15 protein-coding genes are annotated in these 14,882 nt (G+C 36.6%); 8 read left to right on the top strand and 7 right to left on the bottom strand.

Features of this window, described 5'->3' with window-relative positions; translation table 11 throughout:
* Positions 1-42: 42 nt before the first annotated feature.
* Positions 43-1,437, bottom strand: coding sequence for an MFS transporter (locus MUA87_RS02605; RefSeq protein ID WP_002479761.1), 1,395 nt, complete (start codon positions 1,435-1,437; stop codon positions 43-45).
* Between the two features lie 244 nt (positions 1,438-1,681).
* Between MUA87_RS02605 and MUA87_RS02600 the strand changes: the two genes are divergently transcribed.
* The 7 genes from MUA87_RS02600 to MUA87_RS02570 all read left to right on the top strand — a co-directional run bounded on the left by MUA87_RS02600 (position 1,682) and on the right by MUA87_RS02570 (position 7,147).
* Complete coding sequence (locus MUA87_RS02600; protein WP_002479762.1) at positions 1,682-3,451, top strand: sensor histidine kinase; 1,770 nt, start codon at positions 1,682-1,684, stop codon at positions 3,449-3,451.
* Positions 3,448-4,218 carry a response regulator transcription factor LytR gene (locus tag MUA87_RS02595; RefSeq protein ID WP_262551266.1) on the top strand — a complete coding sequence of 257 codons (771 nt, stop codon included), beginning with the start codon at positions 3,448-3,450 and terminating at the stop codon, positions 4,216-4,218. The genes MUA87_RS02600 and MUA87_RS02595 overlap by 4 nt, the downstream gene beginning before the upstream one ends.
* Positions 4,219-4,467: 249 nt before the next feature.
* Positions 4,468-4,929, top strand: a complete 462-nt coding sequence (lrgA, locus tag MUA87_RS02590) for an antiholin-like murein hydrolase modulator LrgA (RefSeq protein WP_057509971.1) — start codon at positions 4,468-4,470, stop codon at positions 4,927-4,929.
* Positions 4,926-5,627 carry an antiholin-like protein LrgB gene (gene lrgB, locus MUA87_RS02585; RefSeq protein WP_002479765.1) on the top strand — a complete coding sequence of 234 codons (702 nt, stop codon included), beginning with the start codon at positions 4,926-4,928 and terminating at the stop codon, positions 5,625-5,627. The genes lrgA and lrgB overlap by 4 nt, the downstream gene beginning before the upstream one ends.
* Positions 5,628-5,861: 234 nt before the next feature.
* The gene (locus MUA87_RS02580; protein ID WP_002479766.1) at positions 5,862-6,221 is read left to right on the top strand and encodes a DUF3147 family protein; all 360 of its coding nucleotides are present in this window, start codon (positions 5,862-5,864) and stop codon (positions 6,219-6,221) included.
* Positions 6,222-6,240: 19 nt separating this feature from the next.
* Positions 6,241-6,603 carry a DUF3147 family protein gene (locus MUA87_RS02575; protein ID WP_002479767.1) on the top strand — a complete coding sequence of 121 codons (363 nt, stop codon included), beginning with the start codon at positions 6,241-6,243 and terminating at the stop codon, positions 6,601-6,603.
* Position 6,604: 1 nt separating this feature from the next.
* Positions 6,605-7,147: a TetR/AcrR family transcriptional regulator gene (locus tag MUA87_RS02570; protein WP_262551265.1), complete on the top strand. Its 543-nt coding sequence runs from the start codon at positions 6,605-6,607 to the stop codon at positions 7,145-7,147.
* A 113-nt stretch (positions 7,148-7,260) separates the two neighbouring features.
* Here the strand turns inward: MUA87_RS02570 and MUA87_RS02565 are convergent, their stop codons facing one another.
* From MUA87_RS02565 to MUA87_RS02540, 6 genes are all read right to left on the bottom strand, one after another.
* Positions 7,261-8,028, bottom strand: coding sequence for an alpha/beta hydrolase (locus MUA87_RS02565; RefSeq protein WP_023015080.1), 768 nt, complete (start codon positions 8,026-8,028; stop codon positions 7,261-7,263).
* 93 nt (positions 8,029-8,121) lie between these two features.
* Positions 8,122-8,811, bottom strand: coding sequence for an ABC transporter permease (locus MUA87_RS02560; RefSeq protein ID WP_002479770.1), 690 nt, complete (start codon positions 8,809-8,811; stop codon positions 8,122-8,124).
* Complete coding sequence (locus MUA87_RS02555; protein WP_002479771.1) at positions 8,811-9,755, bottom strand: osmoprotectant ABC transporter substrate-binding protein; 945 nt, start codon at positions 9,753-9,755, stop codon at positions 8,811-8,813. Before MUA87_RS02555 ends, MUA87_RS02560 begins: the two co-directional genes overlap by 1 nt.
* A 31-nt stretch (positions 9,756-9,786) precedes the next feature.
* Positions 9,787-10,416: an ABC transporter permease gene (locus tag MUA87_RS02550; protein ID WP_002479772.1), complete on the bottom strand. Its 630-nt coding sequence runs from the start codon at positions 10,414-10,416 to the stop codon at positions 9,787-9,789.
* A complete protein-coding gene (locus MUA87_RS02545; RefSeq protein ID WP_023015081.1) occupies positions 10,416-11,630 on the bottom strand; it encodes a betaine/proline/choline family ABC transporter ATP-binding protein in 1,215 nt (404 codons plus the stop codon). The genes MUA87_RS02550 and MUA87_RS02545 overlap by 1 nt, the downstream gene beginning before the upstream one ends.
* A gap of 467 nt (positions 11,631-12,097) precedes the next feature.
* Positions 12,098-12,694, bottom strand: a complete 597-nt coding sequence (locus MUA87_RS02540; RefSeq protein WP_061054603.1) for a YdeI/OmpD-associated family protein — start codon at positions 12,692-12,694, stop codon at positions 12,098-12,100.
* 476 nt (positions 12,695-13,170) lie between these two features.
* Between MUA87_RS02540 and MUA87_RS02535 the strand changes: the two genes are divergently transcribed.
* Positions 13,171-14,808: an APC family permease gene (locus tag MUA87_RS02535; protein ID WP_262551263.1), complete on the top strand. Its 1,638-nt coding sequence runs from the start codon at positions 13,171-13,173 to the stop codon at positions 14,806-14,808.
* The last annotated feature ends 74 nt before the right edge of the window (positions 14,809-14,882 follow it).

Below are 14,882 nucleotides of genomic sequence, written 5' to 3'. Positions count from 1 at the left end.
ATACGTTTCTCATTATTATTTTTTTGCGTGGAACATTTTTTATTAATAAGTTTCGCCTTGTGATTTTGGAACTAAGAATAATACTGTAACAAACGCAATAAGGCCTAATAAGATATTAAAACCGATACCTGCCATTGCGCCTACTTGCAAGTTGACACTCTCAGATACAACGGCATAAATCGTACCTGAAATCGCAATACCAAATGCGTTACCCAGTGATGATGCCATTTTATAAATACCGGATGCAGTGCCGACTTTATTGTCTGGTGCACTTGTTACAGCTGTGTCTGTTGATGGTGTCGCATACATACCTAACCCTAAACCGAATAGCAGATAGCCAATGACACTAGATACGACATAAATACCTGTCGGCAAGAATGTTAAAGCAATCAGTAACATCCCTGCTGCGTTCAATAACGATCCGTATAACATCGGACGTTTGGCCCCAAGTTTCTGCATGATTTTTTCTCCGACACGAATCATCACAAGTACTGTGATAAGATATGTGATACTCATCATACCTGATTGGTTAGATGTAAATCCGAGTCCTTGTTGGAAATACGTATTTGCGACAATTAAAGTTCCGGCTACAGCGTTCAACGCGAAGTTTGAAATCACTGCACCAGAGTAACCTTTGTGTTTAAATAAGCCAAAGTCAATTAATGGGTTCTGTAATTTCTTCTCGTAAATTAAGAAGAAAATAACTGAAACAATAAACACAACAGTTAAGCTTAAAATCAATGGTGATAAGAATCCGAAGTGAGATGTTTGTGTAATAATCACGTTTAAACTTAACATCATAATCGCTAAAACTACTAAACCTACAACGTCAAATTTGTGACTACGCACATCACTATCTCTTGAAGCTTTTGTTTCAGGTGTGTGACGTATTAGAATCATCGCTAAAATAGCGACAATAATAGATACAATAAAAATCCAACGCCAACCTACGAATGTGGCCATTAATCCGCCAAAGTATGACGTAATACCTGAACCACCCCATGAACCGATTGACCAATAACTTAATGCTCTTTGTCTATCTTTGCCTTGGTAATATTCATTAACAATGGCTAAAGTAGCAGGCATAATACAAGCTGCAGAAAAACCTTGAATGATTCGACCGATAATCAATAATGCTGATAAATTGGAAACAATAATCAACAGTGAGCCCACGACACTGAGGATTAATCCAATATACGTCATCTTGACACGCCCGATTTTATCTGCGATACTTCCGGCCCCCACAACGAACAAACCAGAGAATAACGCTGTCAAGCTGACCGCAATATTGATCGTTCCTGCATTTGAACTAAAGGATTCTTGAAGTGTCGGTACCACATTCAATACAGACTGTGCGAACAGCCAGAATGTGATGACCCCAAGAATGATACCTAACAACAATCTGTTGTCACCTTTGAACGGTCTTGTTGCTGTCATATTTAATTCCTCCTATACCCCTGCAAAAAAATCGAAAAAAATAGCGATTTAGCTTATGCTACAATAGCAATATAAACTAAACCTATCATTTTCAATATATGAAATATCTTACAACAATTTCAACTTAAATTCTATAAATACATGCGATTCCGCTTAAATATAAGTGTTACTTTACATCAATAGTATAGAATATAATTAATTATGATTATGTTGTCACAAAATTCGAACATTACAGGTGATTTCAATGCTCAACTTATTTATGCTTTTACTCGAACGTGTCGGCTTGATTATTTTGCTCGCTTACCTCTTGATGAACTTCAATTATTTCAAGAATTTGATGCATCATCGAGAAACTTGGCGTGCGAAATGGCAGCTTGCGATTATGTTTGTCATCTTTGCTTTGCTCTCTAACGTAACGGGCGTCGTGATTAGAGATTCTCAAATTTTATCAGGTCAACTCTATACTCATTTAGCTCCTGATACTTCACTCGCAAATACACGTGTGTTGACTATCGGTGTTTCAGGTCTCGTCGGCGGGCCTGGTGTCGCTTTAGTTGTAGGGATTATCTCAGGTATCTATCGATTTTATATCGGTGGTGCGAATGCTTTTACATATTTCGTATCTTCTATCTTAATTGCGCTTGTGTCAGGCTATGTCGGCCGTTACTATTTAAAAGCACGACGCTACCCTCCTATTTTCTTAGGTGTCATTGTCGGTGCGTTATTAGAAGTCATTCAAATGACATGTATTCTGTTGTTTGCTGAACATTCTGGTCATGCTTGGTCGCTTGTGAGTTTCATTGCGATTCCAATGACTTTAATGAACAGTATCGGTACCGCAATTTTCTTATCTATTATTATTTCTACAATTAAACAAGAAGAACAAATGCGTGGAGTTCAAACTCATGATGTCTTACAACTGGCTAATGAAACTTTGCCTTACTTCAGAGAAGGTTTGACTGAAGCATCTGCTTTTAAAGCCGCACAAATCATTAAGGATTTAATGCAAGTCCAAGCGGTTGCGATTACCAATCGTCATGATATTTTAGCGCATGTCGGTGCAGGCAGTGATCATCATGTGCCGCAAAAAGCGATTATTACAGATTTATCTAAAACGGTGATTCAAAGTGGAAAAATCAAAGAAGCACATTCACGTGAAGAAATCGGATGTCACCATCCGAATTGTCCATTAGAAGCCGCCATAGTGATTCCGCTTCATATTAAAGACAAAGTAGTCGGTACGTTAAAACTGTATTTTACAGATGCACATCGATTAACCTTTGTGGAAAAGCAATTAGCCACAGGTCTAGCCAATATTTTCTCAAGTCAGCTGGAACTTGGCCAAGCAGAAACACAAAGCAAGTTATTAAAAGACGCTGAAATCAAGTCATTACAAGCGCAAGTTAATCCTCATTTCTTCTTTAATGCGATTAATACAATTTCTGCTTTAGTCAGAATTGATAGTGAAAAAGCGCGTAATTTATTACTGCAACTGAGCCAATTCTTCCGTTCTAACTTACAAGGTGCGCGCAATAACACCATTACGCTTGATAAAGAATTACAACAAGTTGAAGCTTATCTTTCATTAGAACAAGCACGCTTCCCTAACCGCTTCAACATCGACTTTGACATTGATCCAGCAGCACAACATGCACTCTTACCACCGTTTATCATCCAAGTCTTGGTCGAAAATGCTATTCGTCATGCGTTTAGAAATCGTCGTTCTAACAACAATGTCAAAGTTACAGTAAAACTCGAAGCTCATTACTTATATCTCACTGTTAAAGATAATGGTATGGGCATTCCTAAAAACAAAATGCCTTATATCGGCAAAGCCATTGTACATTCTGAATCTGGCGGTACAGGCAGTGCGTTAGAAAACTTGAATTTGAGATTATCGGGTCTATATGGACCAATGTCTATGTTGAAAATTAATTCTAATGAAGATGGAACAACAGTCCGTTGTGCCATTCCATATCGCACACAGAGTGACGAAGGAGGTCAATTGATTTGAAAACTTTAATCGTAGATGATGAGCCATTAGCACGTAATGAATTAAATTACTTACTGACACAAAATGGTCAATTCGACAAAATAGAAGAAGCTGAAACAATCTCAGAAACCTTAGAAAAATTATTATACGATACGTATGATGTCATCTTTTTAGACATTCATCTGATGGATGAAAGCGGATTGGATTTAGCTGAAAAAATTAAGAAAATGCGTCAACCTCCTTATATTATCTTTGCGACAGCACATGACAACTTTGCGGTAAAAGCCTTTGAACTGAATGCGACAGATTATATACTGAAGCCGTTTGAACAAGCGCGTATTGACGCGGCAGTTGCCCGCGTGGCTGCTCAACTGCAAACTCATACAAAAACAGAAACTGAAGTTAAATCAGAAGTGACGAACCATCAACAGCAGAAACAAAAATCCACAGACAAAGCACCTGAAGTCTTACCGATTGAAGTAGATGAACGTATCTATGTGTTGAATCAAAAAGATATTATCGCCCTAACAGTAAATAATAAAAGAACAACGCTGCATACATTAACCCATGATTATGAAACATCAGAACCTATGAATAATTACGCAAAGCGTTTAGATGAGAAACAATTTATTCGTATTCACCGCGCGACCATTATCAACAAAGCACATATTCAAACTGTAGAACCTTGGTTCAATTATACGTATCAAGTTACTATGACCAATGATCTCAAAGTACAAGTCAGTCGTTCTTATATGAAAGCATTTAAACAAACTATTGGGTTAGAATAACTCTAATCAATCAAACGACAAAAGCCTAGTTTCCACTTTACAAGAAACTAGGCTTTTTTGTATTTCAATTCTATTTTTCAGCAACTCAGATTGCTTCGCTTACATTCTAGAAATATTACTCTGAATTTCAACTTCTGATTAGTGCAACTCGCATACGAATACTCGCATCTCATCGTGAAAACGCACACAATCTCGTTTTTTCGTCTTAAACTAAAGACAAGATAAAGAAACGAACGGAGGCAATCCACGATGGAAAAAGCACAAGCAAACGTTAAAAAAGCAAGCAAAACAGCAAAAGCGTATTCATTCTTACATCAAGTCCTTGTCATCAGTATCATTTTATTAATTTCAAAAATTATCGAAAGTTTCATCCCTATTCCAATGCCGGCATCAGTGATTGGTTTAGTATTGATGTTCATCGCACTTTCAACAGGCATCATTAAACTCGGTGAAGTTGAAGGCGTGGGAACTGCGCTGACAAACAATATCGGTTTCCTATTCGTACCGGCTGGTATTTCAGTCATCAACTCACTTGGTATTTTAAGCAAGAGTCCGATATTAATTATCTTGTTGATTATTATTTCAACTGTTTTATTACTACTTTGTACTGGATTTGTTTCTCAAATATTAGTAAAGGGTTCACCTATTAAACGTAAATCTGAACAACATTCAGTCAAACATCACAATAGAGTTGCGGAGGATCATGTATGATTGAACATTTAGGCATTAACACACCGTATTTTGGTATCTTGTTATCTGTGATTCCTTTCTTAGTTGCCACATACTTCTTTAAAAAGACCAATGGTTTCTTCTTATTAGCACCATTATTTGTCAGTATGGTCTTTGGGATTGCGTTTTTAAAGGTAACTGGGATCAGTTATGAAAACTATAAAATCGGCGGAGACATTATCAACTTCTTCTTAGAACCTGCAACTATCTGTTTTGCGATTCCGTTGTATAAAAAACGTGACGTACTTAAAAAATATTGGGTTAAAATTTTCAGCGGTATTGCATTAGGTACAGTCATCGCAATCTTCGGTATCTATGCATTCGCTAAATTATTCCAATTCGGAAGCGGTATTGTGGCATCAATGATTCCGCAAGCTGCGACAACTGCCATCGCTTTACCTGTATCAGATGGTATCGGCGGCGTAAAAGAATTAACATCTTTAGCAGTGATTTTAAACGCAGTCATTATTTATGCATTAGGTAATAAACTATTACGCTTCTTCCACATTGATAATCCGATTGCACGTGGACTAGCGTTAGGAACAAGTGGCCATACACTCGGTGTTTCTGCAGCACAAGAACTTGGTGAAACAGAAACTTCAATGGCGAGCATCGCGGTTGTATTAGTGGGTGTCATTGTTGTCGCAATCGTTCCTTTCTTAGCAACAATTTTATTGTAAGACCTCTTACCTACCACAGCTTTAATTTTCCATTCGTTTAGAGACAGGATGACCTGTCTCTATTTTTTTGATTTATTAACATGAATTAAATGTAAGCGTTTTAATTTAAAGTTTTCATTAAATGTTCAATTATGAAGAGTTGTATCCTGTTTACAAGAAAATATGTGCGTATTACACTATTAGTAAACGATACGTTTCGTTTTAAAACTATATAGATTGGGATGAATTTTCATTATGTTCGGCATTTCATTAATAAGCTTGATCATCCGCTTTATATTCGGTGGATTGGCTGTTACTTTGGCGACTGTTATCGCGTCAAAACTCGGCGGCAAATTGGGTGGTATCTTTTCTACTTTCCCAGCTGTTTATTTAGCTGCCTTAGTCACATTATCTGTTGACTTTTCCGGCAATAAATTAGTTTATGAATCTATCCACTTAAGTGCTGGTGCTGTTATCGGTATTATCGGCTGTATTATCAGTGTCGCTTTAACAGCAATCGCGGTAAAACATATCGGATATAGAAAAGGCGCAGTATTCTCTATCGCCTGCTGGTTTGTTTTATCTTGTATCATCCTAGCACTGAAACATATTTAATCGAAGGTTTGAATAAAAAATGAAAATGCTATTGGTTAAATTTTTAGCCGGCGGCATGTCCGTCTGCTTGAGTTATATAGTATCTGTTATTATTCCATGGAAAGAATTCGGCGGTATCTTCGCAGTATTTCCAGCTGTATTCTTAATCGCTTTAATTGCTTCTGGTATCCAATATGGTGACAAAGTTGCAGCTCATGTCAGTAATGGTGCAGTATTCGGTATGACAGGTGTTTTATTCAACATCTTAGCTACTTGGTTGATGTTAGTTTGGACAAACAACTGGATTCTCAGTATTTTCGTTGGTTTAATTGCATGGTTCTTGAGCGCAATCATCATTTTTGAGATAGTAGAGAAACTAGCACATTTGAAACGAGGTCATTAATATGGCAGGCAGACCAAAAGATCCGAAGATAAATATAAGGATTTTTGATGAGTTAGGCAAAATGTTAGAACGTGAATCCTATAATTCTATTACTATAGATGAATTAGCTGAAAATACACAGATTTCAAAGGCGACTATTTATCGTCGTTGGAAAGATAAAGACAGTATGATTATTGATATGTTTTTAAACAAGGCACATTCTGATGTCACACTTCAAGGTGATTTCTTTGAAGATTTATATGCCACTTTGATTAAAATCACACGTCTTTATAAAACACCATTAGGTAAAGCAGTCATTCAAATCTTATTAACCAATGAAGAGAATGACTTGCGCAATCACTTTATGGAAGATTATTTCAACCAATATCGTCAGATGTTAAAACAGGTCAGCGCACCTTATATACCAGAGGAACATCAAGATATGTTTATTGATTTAATCTTCTCACCGATTTATTTTAATATCTTAATTAAACCTGAAGTGCTTACAGATGAATATATCTATAACATGTTAAATACTGTGATTGATGCCTATCGTCCTACTTAACCTTTCAGCTGTTTAACAAGAATAGAAAATGATATAAAAAATCCCCTCAAACCTATTTTTGAGTTTGAGGGGAATTTTTTTATCACTGTGTTTCTATTTCGCTGATTTCTATATTATTTTCTATCTTTTAAGAACCAATCTAATGCATATTCAATTGCTTTATCCCAGTATGCATAGTCATGTTTACCTGGGCCATCTTCGAATTGATATGCGATTTTTTTGTCATCTAAATAACTGATGAAATCACGGTTGTCTTGGTATAAATCATCTTCTGTACCGCACATAATCAATAATTCCGGAATATCTAATCCTTTTTCTATTGCTTGATCTACCAAGTAATAAGGGTCAAGTTCTGTTCCTCTAGCCGCTGTTTTCTCTCCTAATATCGCATGTTTAGAGAAGTCATGCCAATCTATATTCATCAACCAATCAGGTGTAAAAACTGCAGATAATGGTGCTGCTTTAGAGAAGCGCTCTGTTTGTGTTAATGCATATTTGATTGTGCCATAACCACCCATAGAATGACCTGCGATAAAGTGGTCTTCACGACGTTTAGATAACGGTAAGATTTGAAGTGCATAATCAAATACTTCTAATACATAATCATAATAATTATGACCATAACCCATATTCGCATAACCACTGTGATCGCCTGCTGGCATAATCACTGCGATTTGACGTTCTTTCGCATAACGTTCTAAACTTGTAAATCTTAAATAAGATGTTTCATCGCTTGATAAACCATGTAGTAATAAAAGCACAGGTAATTCTTTTGCGGGTTTACCTGTTTCAAATTGTGAAGGTTCTTCTGGTAAAAATGCATTAAAGCGTTGTTCTTTACCTAATGTGATTGAATCATAATTAACTTGTAACCATGCCATAATAAGTTCCTCCTTATGATTAGTTTCAATACCAATGATAAAGGTATCGCATATCAGATGAAATCATCTTGCATGCGATACCTTCTAATTTAATTACCCATCTACACCTTGAGGTAGTGGACCTTTCGGTTTTCTTTTCTTCACAGGATCGAGACGTTTTTCTAAGAATCTTAAAACAATATCGATGATGACTGCGATTAAAGCAATTGGAATCGCACCTGCAAGAATGAATGTTGTGCCGTCTGTCGCGTTTGTACCACGGATGATAATATCACCAAGTGTCGGTGCACCGATGAATGAACCAACCGCTACAACACCAATTGCGACAACTAATGCGATACGTAAGCCACCGATAATCACTGATAAAGCTAGTGGTAATTCAATCATACGCAATACTTGATTACCTGTCATGCCCATACCTTTACCAGCATCTTTGATATTGGCATCGACACCGATAATACCTGAGTATGTGTTCTGAATAATCGGTAATAAGGCATATAAGAATACAGTGACTACAACTGTTGTTGGACCTAATCCCATGACTAACATCAGAATGGCTAACATTGCGATAACAGGAACTGTTTGAATGATGTTCGCAATAGTAATGACAGTCTTAGATAATTTGCCGAACCTTGAAATCAGAATACCAATTGGAATTCCGACAATCGCAGCAAAGATGACGCCATAAACTGACATAAGTAAGTGTTGGAAGAAAAGTCCCCACAGATAACCGGCGTTCAATGAATAGTATTCAATCAGCTGTTGGAATAAATTACCTTTCATTATTTTTGCCCGCCTTTCTTATCTTCGAAATAATTATGTTTTTGTAAGAACTCTTCGGCTACGACTGCAGGTTCTTTACCTTGTCCGTCTGCTTCATAGTTCAAATGCTGCATTTCTTCTGTTGAAATTTTGCCTTCTAATTTTTTCAATGCTGTATTAATTTCAGGATGTTTCTTTAATAAATCTTTTTTAGCAACTGGACTCGCATCATATGGCGGGAAGAATTTTCTATCGTCTTTTAATACTTTCAAGTCATATGCCGCGATACGTCCATCAGTTGAATAACCTAATGCAACATCTAGTTTTTTACTTTTCAATGCATCATAAACTAAACCGATTTGCATTGGACGTACAGTATTAAAACTAATGCCGTACTCTTTTTTGAATCCTGGATAACCGTCACCTTTACGGTTCAACCAAGAACTATCTACACCTAAGCGTAACTCTTTTTCATGTTTCTTTAAGTCAGAAACTGTTTCTAAGTCATATTTTTCTGCTGTTTCTTTTGTCACCATGAAAGCGTACGTGTTATCAAAACCGTAAGAATCAAAGAATTTTTGATTGAATTTTTTATCGAATCCTTCTTGTGTGACTTTCATTGCTTTTTTAGGATCCTTAATTGGATCTTCACCTAAAGCACCGACTAAGTCCGTACCTGTATAACGTGTACCTGAAACATTCGCGTCACCGTTCATCAACGCGTTATGTTGGATGGTACTTGAACCCATATTATTAATTAATGTCGGTTTGATTTTATCTTTTGTTTCGTGCTCAATCATTAAGCGCACCATATGTGACATGATTTGAGACTCACTTGTTGCAAGTGATGTAATTTCTACTGAATCATCATCTGCACGACCACCGCCTAAACCAGGCAGACTGCATCCAGATAATACAACAAGACAAGTCACCATCAGAATCAAGTATTTTTTTATCTGTTTCATAAAGTTCCAATGTCCTCCCTATCTGGATATTTTATGCTTTTAAGCCTTTTGGTACTGCCCATTTTTCTACTGCGCGTAGTACGTAATCGACAATTAATGCTAATGCTGTAACAAGTACTGCAGCACTCACAATCATGATTGGGTTATATAAGTTCAATCCGTTGAAGACGAAGTCTCCTAAACCGCCTGCACCTACATAACTTGCAAGTGTTGCCCAACTGATAACATACACACTTGATAAGCGGATACCACTTAGAATTAACGGTAATGCTAAAGGCATCTCAACATCTTTCATCAGTTGGAATTTTGTCATTCCCATACTGATCGCTGCTTGGCGAACATCTGGGTTGATATTTTGAACACCTAATACAGTGTTATTTAAAATCGGTAATAAGATATACACAAACAATGCGATAATTGCTGGTGTTTTACCTACACCGAAAATTGGAATCATAATGGCTAATACTGCAAGTGTCGGAATCGTTTGCAGCACACCTGCTGTGGTTAATACAATACTTGCTGCTTTTTTAGTTTTAGCTAACAAAATACCGATCGGCACTGCTACGACGATAGCGATGAGAAGCGCAACAATAGAAATAAAGAAATGTTCGCCCGTCTTTTGAATCAGTTCGCCGCCATATTCTTGAAGGAATTCTTTCATTATCGCTCAACTCCTGCATCCGACGTTTTTTCGTGATCCATTTCTACCGGTGCTTCTTTAATACCTGATGCTTCAGATTCTTGTAGCGCTTCTTCAGCACCTTCACCCCAAATGCTGTCATAAACAATATCTACTAAGTTGGCACGTGTGATTAAACCGACTAATGTGTCGTGATCATCAACCACCGGCACGTTACGTACGTTACGTTTTAAAATCGTACGTACTGTGTCTTGTAATTTACTATTCACATTTACGCGATAAATATCACGTTGCATTGTATCAATCAGTTCTTTACCTGCACGTAATCCTTGGTTGATATCTTCAATATCCATGTAACCTAAGAATCTGTCTTGGTTAGTTACCACAAAGATTGTATCGATACGATGACGACGCATCACATCAACCGCATGGTTTAATGAATCGTCTGCACGAACTGTAATTGGTTTAATCATCGCATCTTCTACTGTACGCATATTCGGACGGTCTTGAATCAAACGGTTTTGACCGATGAAATCACGTACGAAGTCATTCGCTGGATGACGTAAAATATTATCTGGTGTGTCGAATTGAACGACTTTACCTTCAGACATAATACAAATCTTATCTGCAAGTTTGATTGCTTCATCCATATCATGTGTAACGAAAACAAATGTTTTACCTAGTTTTTGTTGTAACTCTTTAACTAAGTCTTGTAATGTATCACGTGTAATCGGGTCTAAAGCACCGAACGGTTCGTCCATTAAGATAATGTCTTGTTCAGCTGCTAAAGCACGTACAACCCCGATACGTTGTTGTTGTCCGCCTGATAATTCAGATGGATAACGATCTAAGTATTCTTCTGGTAAGTCAACTAATTTAATTAACTCACGTGCTTTTTTATCTTTCTTTTCTTCTGGCCATTTTAATAATTTTGGAACCAGTACAATGTTTTCTTTGATTGTCATGTGCGGCATTAAACCGATTTGTTGAATCACATAACCAATGCTGCGGCGTAATTCTACCGCATTCATCTTTCTGACATCTTTGCCATCAATCGTAATTTGTCCTTTCGTTGCTTCAATCATACGATTGATCATACGTAAAGCAGTTGTTTTACCACTACCACTTGTACCAATAAATGCAACAAATTCCCCTGATTGAATATCAAGCGAGATATCATCTACCGCTTTTTTACCTCCAGGGTAAACCTTAGATAAGTTCTTAATACTAAGCATTAAAGTAATTCCTTTCTTTATCGAATTTGTTTAAGCCTAAAGTAAGTTCTAAGTTGTGAGTAAAGAACAGTCTGTCTATTGTTCTCTGTACACACCCTAAAAGCAGTCAATAAAAAAATCACTTGCCCAATGTTTCAATAACTTAACGGATAAGTTCCTAAACAAAGTCGCAAATGACTTGTTAATTGCTTTAGATTCGGTTGCGCTGCAACCTTCACCTCAACTACGTTATAATACAGCGCTGTTCAACAGTGTCTGTTCTTTTGTTCAATACAATAAATTAAAAATTGTATCTTCGACTTACTTGATTAATAGTGTACTTTATAACTATAACACAAACTAAACCATTTGGTCGGATTAATCGCGAAATTTTTTTAAAAAAATTGACATATTTTCAAAATTTCATAATTTAGAGTGGATTAAATCAATATTTAATCCCTACCGCGTAACTAAATTACTTAAAACGACTAATCATTCATACCTTTACCTGCTAAAATTTGAGCTTTGTATTTTTCAACACGCGCTTTTCTTGTAGCTTCCCGTTTGGCTTGGCCGATAAAATACATATACTGACGCTGACGCCCAGGAGTAAGATTGTTAAATGCTTCATTTAACTGTTCATCCGCTTCCAACGCTGCTTGTAATTCTTGCGGCATGTCATACTCCTCAGTCTTTTTCATTTCGACCTTTTTACCAGAATGCTCAATTTCCACTGCTTCATCCACATAAGCTGCAATCATTTCTGATTCTGCTTCGATTTGAGCAAGTGATGTAAAGCGTAATTGTCTTGCTGCTTGTACATTTTTAGTTTGTTGAATCAACTTATGTTCTGGATCCTTCATTAAAGCACCCTTATGAAACAACAATGCACAATAATCTTTGAAACCATGAATCAACACCACATTTTTACCATTCAAGGTATAACATGGATGCATCCATTTGTAATCCTCTGTTAAGTCTTCATTTTTCAAGATAATAGCACGTAGTGCTTTATATTCATCATGCCACTCTTGCGCACGTGTGAAATATGCTTCTGCTTTATCATTTAATCTGTTCTTTGTCATTGTTGTGCTCCTTTTTTTACAGGCTTAATATACCATAGCCATTTATCTATTTTTCTAATCCTCAATTTTACACTTTTTGTATTCTAAAACACTCATTCACTTATTTTTCTCTTTTTCTTTCTCATTCCAGAGTTGTCATTGATTGTCTTGATTATAAGCGATGATTTTCTTGCATTTTAATTTGTTTTCTACTTTTTCTCTATGCATAATCATTAAATATATTAAAACAAGAAAATGCGCCACGACAGTTTTTTACGTATTATCACCATTAATGAATATACAAAAATCGCCGTTATATCGTATTTTCATGCGTTTTCATTCATAAAATATAAACCTGTCCTTTTCCTGTTGACGTCATCTGAATTTTCCGTATAATGTTCTATCATGAGTTAGGTTTGCCTGATTTAAAAATGAAGCAAGCTTATTTTGCTTTACAAATAAAGAGAGCATGTTCTCTGAAACTTAGGAGTTTTACTATGAAACAAACTAATAGTGGTAAAATCAGCCTGTCACAGCTTGTGTTACTTGGACTTGGTTCATTAATCGGTTCAGGTTGGCTGTTCGGGGCATGGGAAGCTTCATCTGTTGCAGGACCTGCAGCAATCTTTTCATGGGTGATTGGTTTCATCATCATCAGTTTAGTCGCATATAACTATATCGAAGTCGCGACAATGCTGCCGCAATCTGGCGGGATGAGCAACTATGCACAATATACACACGGTTCATTACTCGGCTTTATCGCCTCTTGGGCGAACTGGGTTGCTTTAGTTACGATTATCCCGATTGAAGCCGTATCTGCTGTACAATACATGAGTTCTTGGCCTTGGGAGTGGGCAAAGTTCACAAGTGTTCTGATGAAAGACGGTACAATCAGTAATATTGGTTTATTCGCTGTTTATGTCATAATTATTATCTTTTCACTGTTAAACTATTGGTCAGTGAAAGTTCTTACATCTTTTACAAGTTTAATCTCATTCTTTAAATTAGGTGTACCGACATTAACAGTCATCTTATTATTACTATCAGGTTTCCATCCAGGAAACTATGGTCATTCATTAAGCAGTTTCATTCCTTATGGTACTGCACCGATATTTGCGGCAGTTACAGTATCAGGAATTATCTTTTCATTCAACGCATTCCAAACCATTATCAACATGGGTGCTGAGATTGAAAAACCAGAGAAAAACATTTTACGCGGTATCGTGATTTGTTTATCATTAACTGCGTTATTATATGTCGTTCTACAAAGTGTGTTTATTACATCTATGCCTGAAAATATGGTCGCTGATAAAGGCTGGAAAGGTATTCAATTCAACTCACCTTTCGCTGACTTAGCCATCCTATTAAACTTGAATTGGCTAGCGATTTTACTATACATTGAAGCATTCGTTTCACCATTTGGAACTGGGGTCTCATTCGTTGCTTCAACAGGTCGTGTATTAAGCGCTATGGAGAAAAATGGACATATTCCTAAAATTTTAGGCCGTATCAACAAACAATATAATATTCCAAGAGTCGCAATTATTGTCAATGCCATTCTAGCAATGGTTATGGTGACGTTATTCAGATCTTGGGGTACACTCGCAACCGTGATCGCAACCTCAACATTAGTTGCGTATTTAACAGGGCCGACAACAGCGATGGCTTTAAGAAAGATGGGGCCAAAACTTCATCGTCCATTTAAAGCACGCTTCTTGAAAATAGCAGCACCTTTATCGTTCGCCTTAACGTCACTTGCGATTTATTGGGCAATGTGGCCGACGACTGCGAAAGTTATCTTTATCATTATTCTAGGTTTACCGATGTACTTCTTCTATGAATACAAATTAAACTGGGAAAATACTCGCAATCAATTGCGTGGCAGTCTATGGTTGATTATCTATTTACTTGTACTTTCTGGACTATCCTTTATCGGCAGTAAAGACTTTAACGGTATTAACTGGATTCATTATCCATATGACTTTATAGTCATTATTATCGTCGCTTTAGTCTTCTATAAAGTCGGTATCGGCAGTTACTTTGAAAGTAAGTACTATAAGAACGCAGTAGAAATCAACCAAACTTTAGAAAAAGATATTTCTAGCCAAGCAGAAGCTAAAACTTCATCACAATAAATGATATGAAACAGCTGAACAGATGTTATGTCTCTCAGCTGTTTCTTTTTTTATGCTATGTTAGAGGAAAGGAG

The organism is Staphylococcus simulans (assembly GCF_025561465.1).
GTDB classification, from domain to species: domain Bacteria; phylum Bacillota; class Bacilli; order Staphylococcales; family Staphylococcaceae; genus Staphylococcus; species Staphylococcus simulans.
Note: the sequence above shows the minus strand (reverse complement) of the source record. Positions and strands in the feature narration are given on the sequence as shown.

What these genes read in the sequence shown, in the direction of transcription:
- MUA87_RS02535 (WP_262551263.1), top strand. Translation starts at nt 13,171, where the DNA reads ATGAAACAAACTAATAGTGGTAAAATCAGCCTGTCACAGCTTGTGTTA.
- MUA87_RS02540 (WP_061054603.1), bottom strand. Translation starts at nt 12,694, where the DNA reads ATGACAAAGAACAGATTAAATGATAAAGCAGAAGCATATTTCACACGT.
- MUA87_RS02605 (WP_002479761.1), bottom strand. Translation starts at nt 1,437, where the DNA reads ATGACAGCAACAAGACCGTTCAAAGGTGACAACAGATTGTTGTTAGGT.
- MUA87_RS02575 (WP_002479767.1), top strand. Translation starts at nt 6,241, where the DNA reads ATGAAAATGCTATTGGTTAAATTTTTAGCCGGCGGCATGTCCGTCTGC.
- MUA87_RS02555 (WP_002479771.1), bottom strand. Translation starts at nt 9,755, where the DNA reads ATGAAACAGATAAAAAAATACTTGATTCTGATGGTGACTTGTCTTGTT.
- MUA87_RS02580 (WP_002479766.1), top strand. Translation starts at nt 5,862, where the DNA reads ATGTTCGGCATTTCATTAATAAGCTTGATCATCCGCTTTATATTCGGT.
- MUA87_RS02560 (WP_002479770.1), bottom strand. Translation starts at nt 8,811, where the DNA reads ATGAAAGGTAATTTATTCCAACAGCTGATTGAATACTATTCATTGAAC.
- MUA87_RS02550 (WP_002479772.1), bottom strand. Translation starts at nt 10,416, where the DNA reads ATGAAAGAATTCCTTCAAGAATATGGCGGCGAACTGATTCAAAAGACG.
- lrgA (WP_057509971.1), top strand. Translation starts at nt 4,468, where the DNA reads ATGGAAAAAGCACAAGCAAACGTTAAAAAAGCAAGCAAAACAGCAAAA.
- MUA87_RS02600 (WP_002479762.1), top strand. Translation starts at nt 1,682, where the DNA reads ATGCTCAACTTATTTATGCTTTTACTCGAACGTGTCGGCTTGATTATT.
- MUA87_RS02545 (WP_023015081.1), bottom strand. Translation starts at nt 11,630, where the DNA reads ATGCTTAGTATTAAGAACTTATCTAAGGTTTACCCTGGAGGTAAAAAA.
- lrgB (WP_002479765.1), top strand. Translation starts at nt 4,926, where the DNA reads ATGATTGAACATTTAGGCATTAACACACCGTATTTTGGTATCTTGTTA.
- MUA87_RS02570 (WP_262551265.1), top strand. Translation starts at nt 6,605, where the DNA reads ATGGCAGGCAGACCAAAAGATCCGAAGATAAATATAAGGATTTTTGAT.
- MUA87_RS02565 (WP_023015080.1), bottom strand. Translation starts at nt 8,028, where the DNA reads ATGGCATGGTTACAAGTTAATTATGATTCAATCACATTAGGTAAAGAA.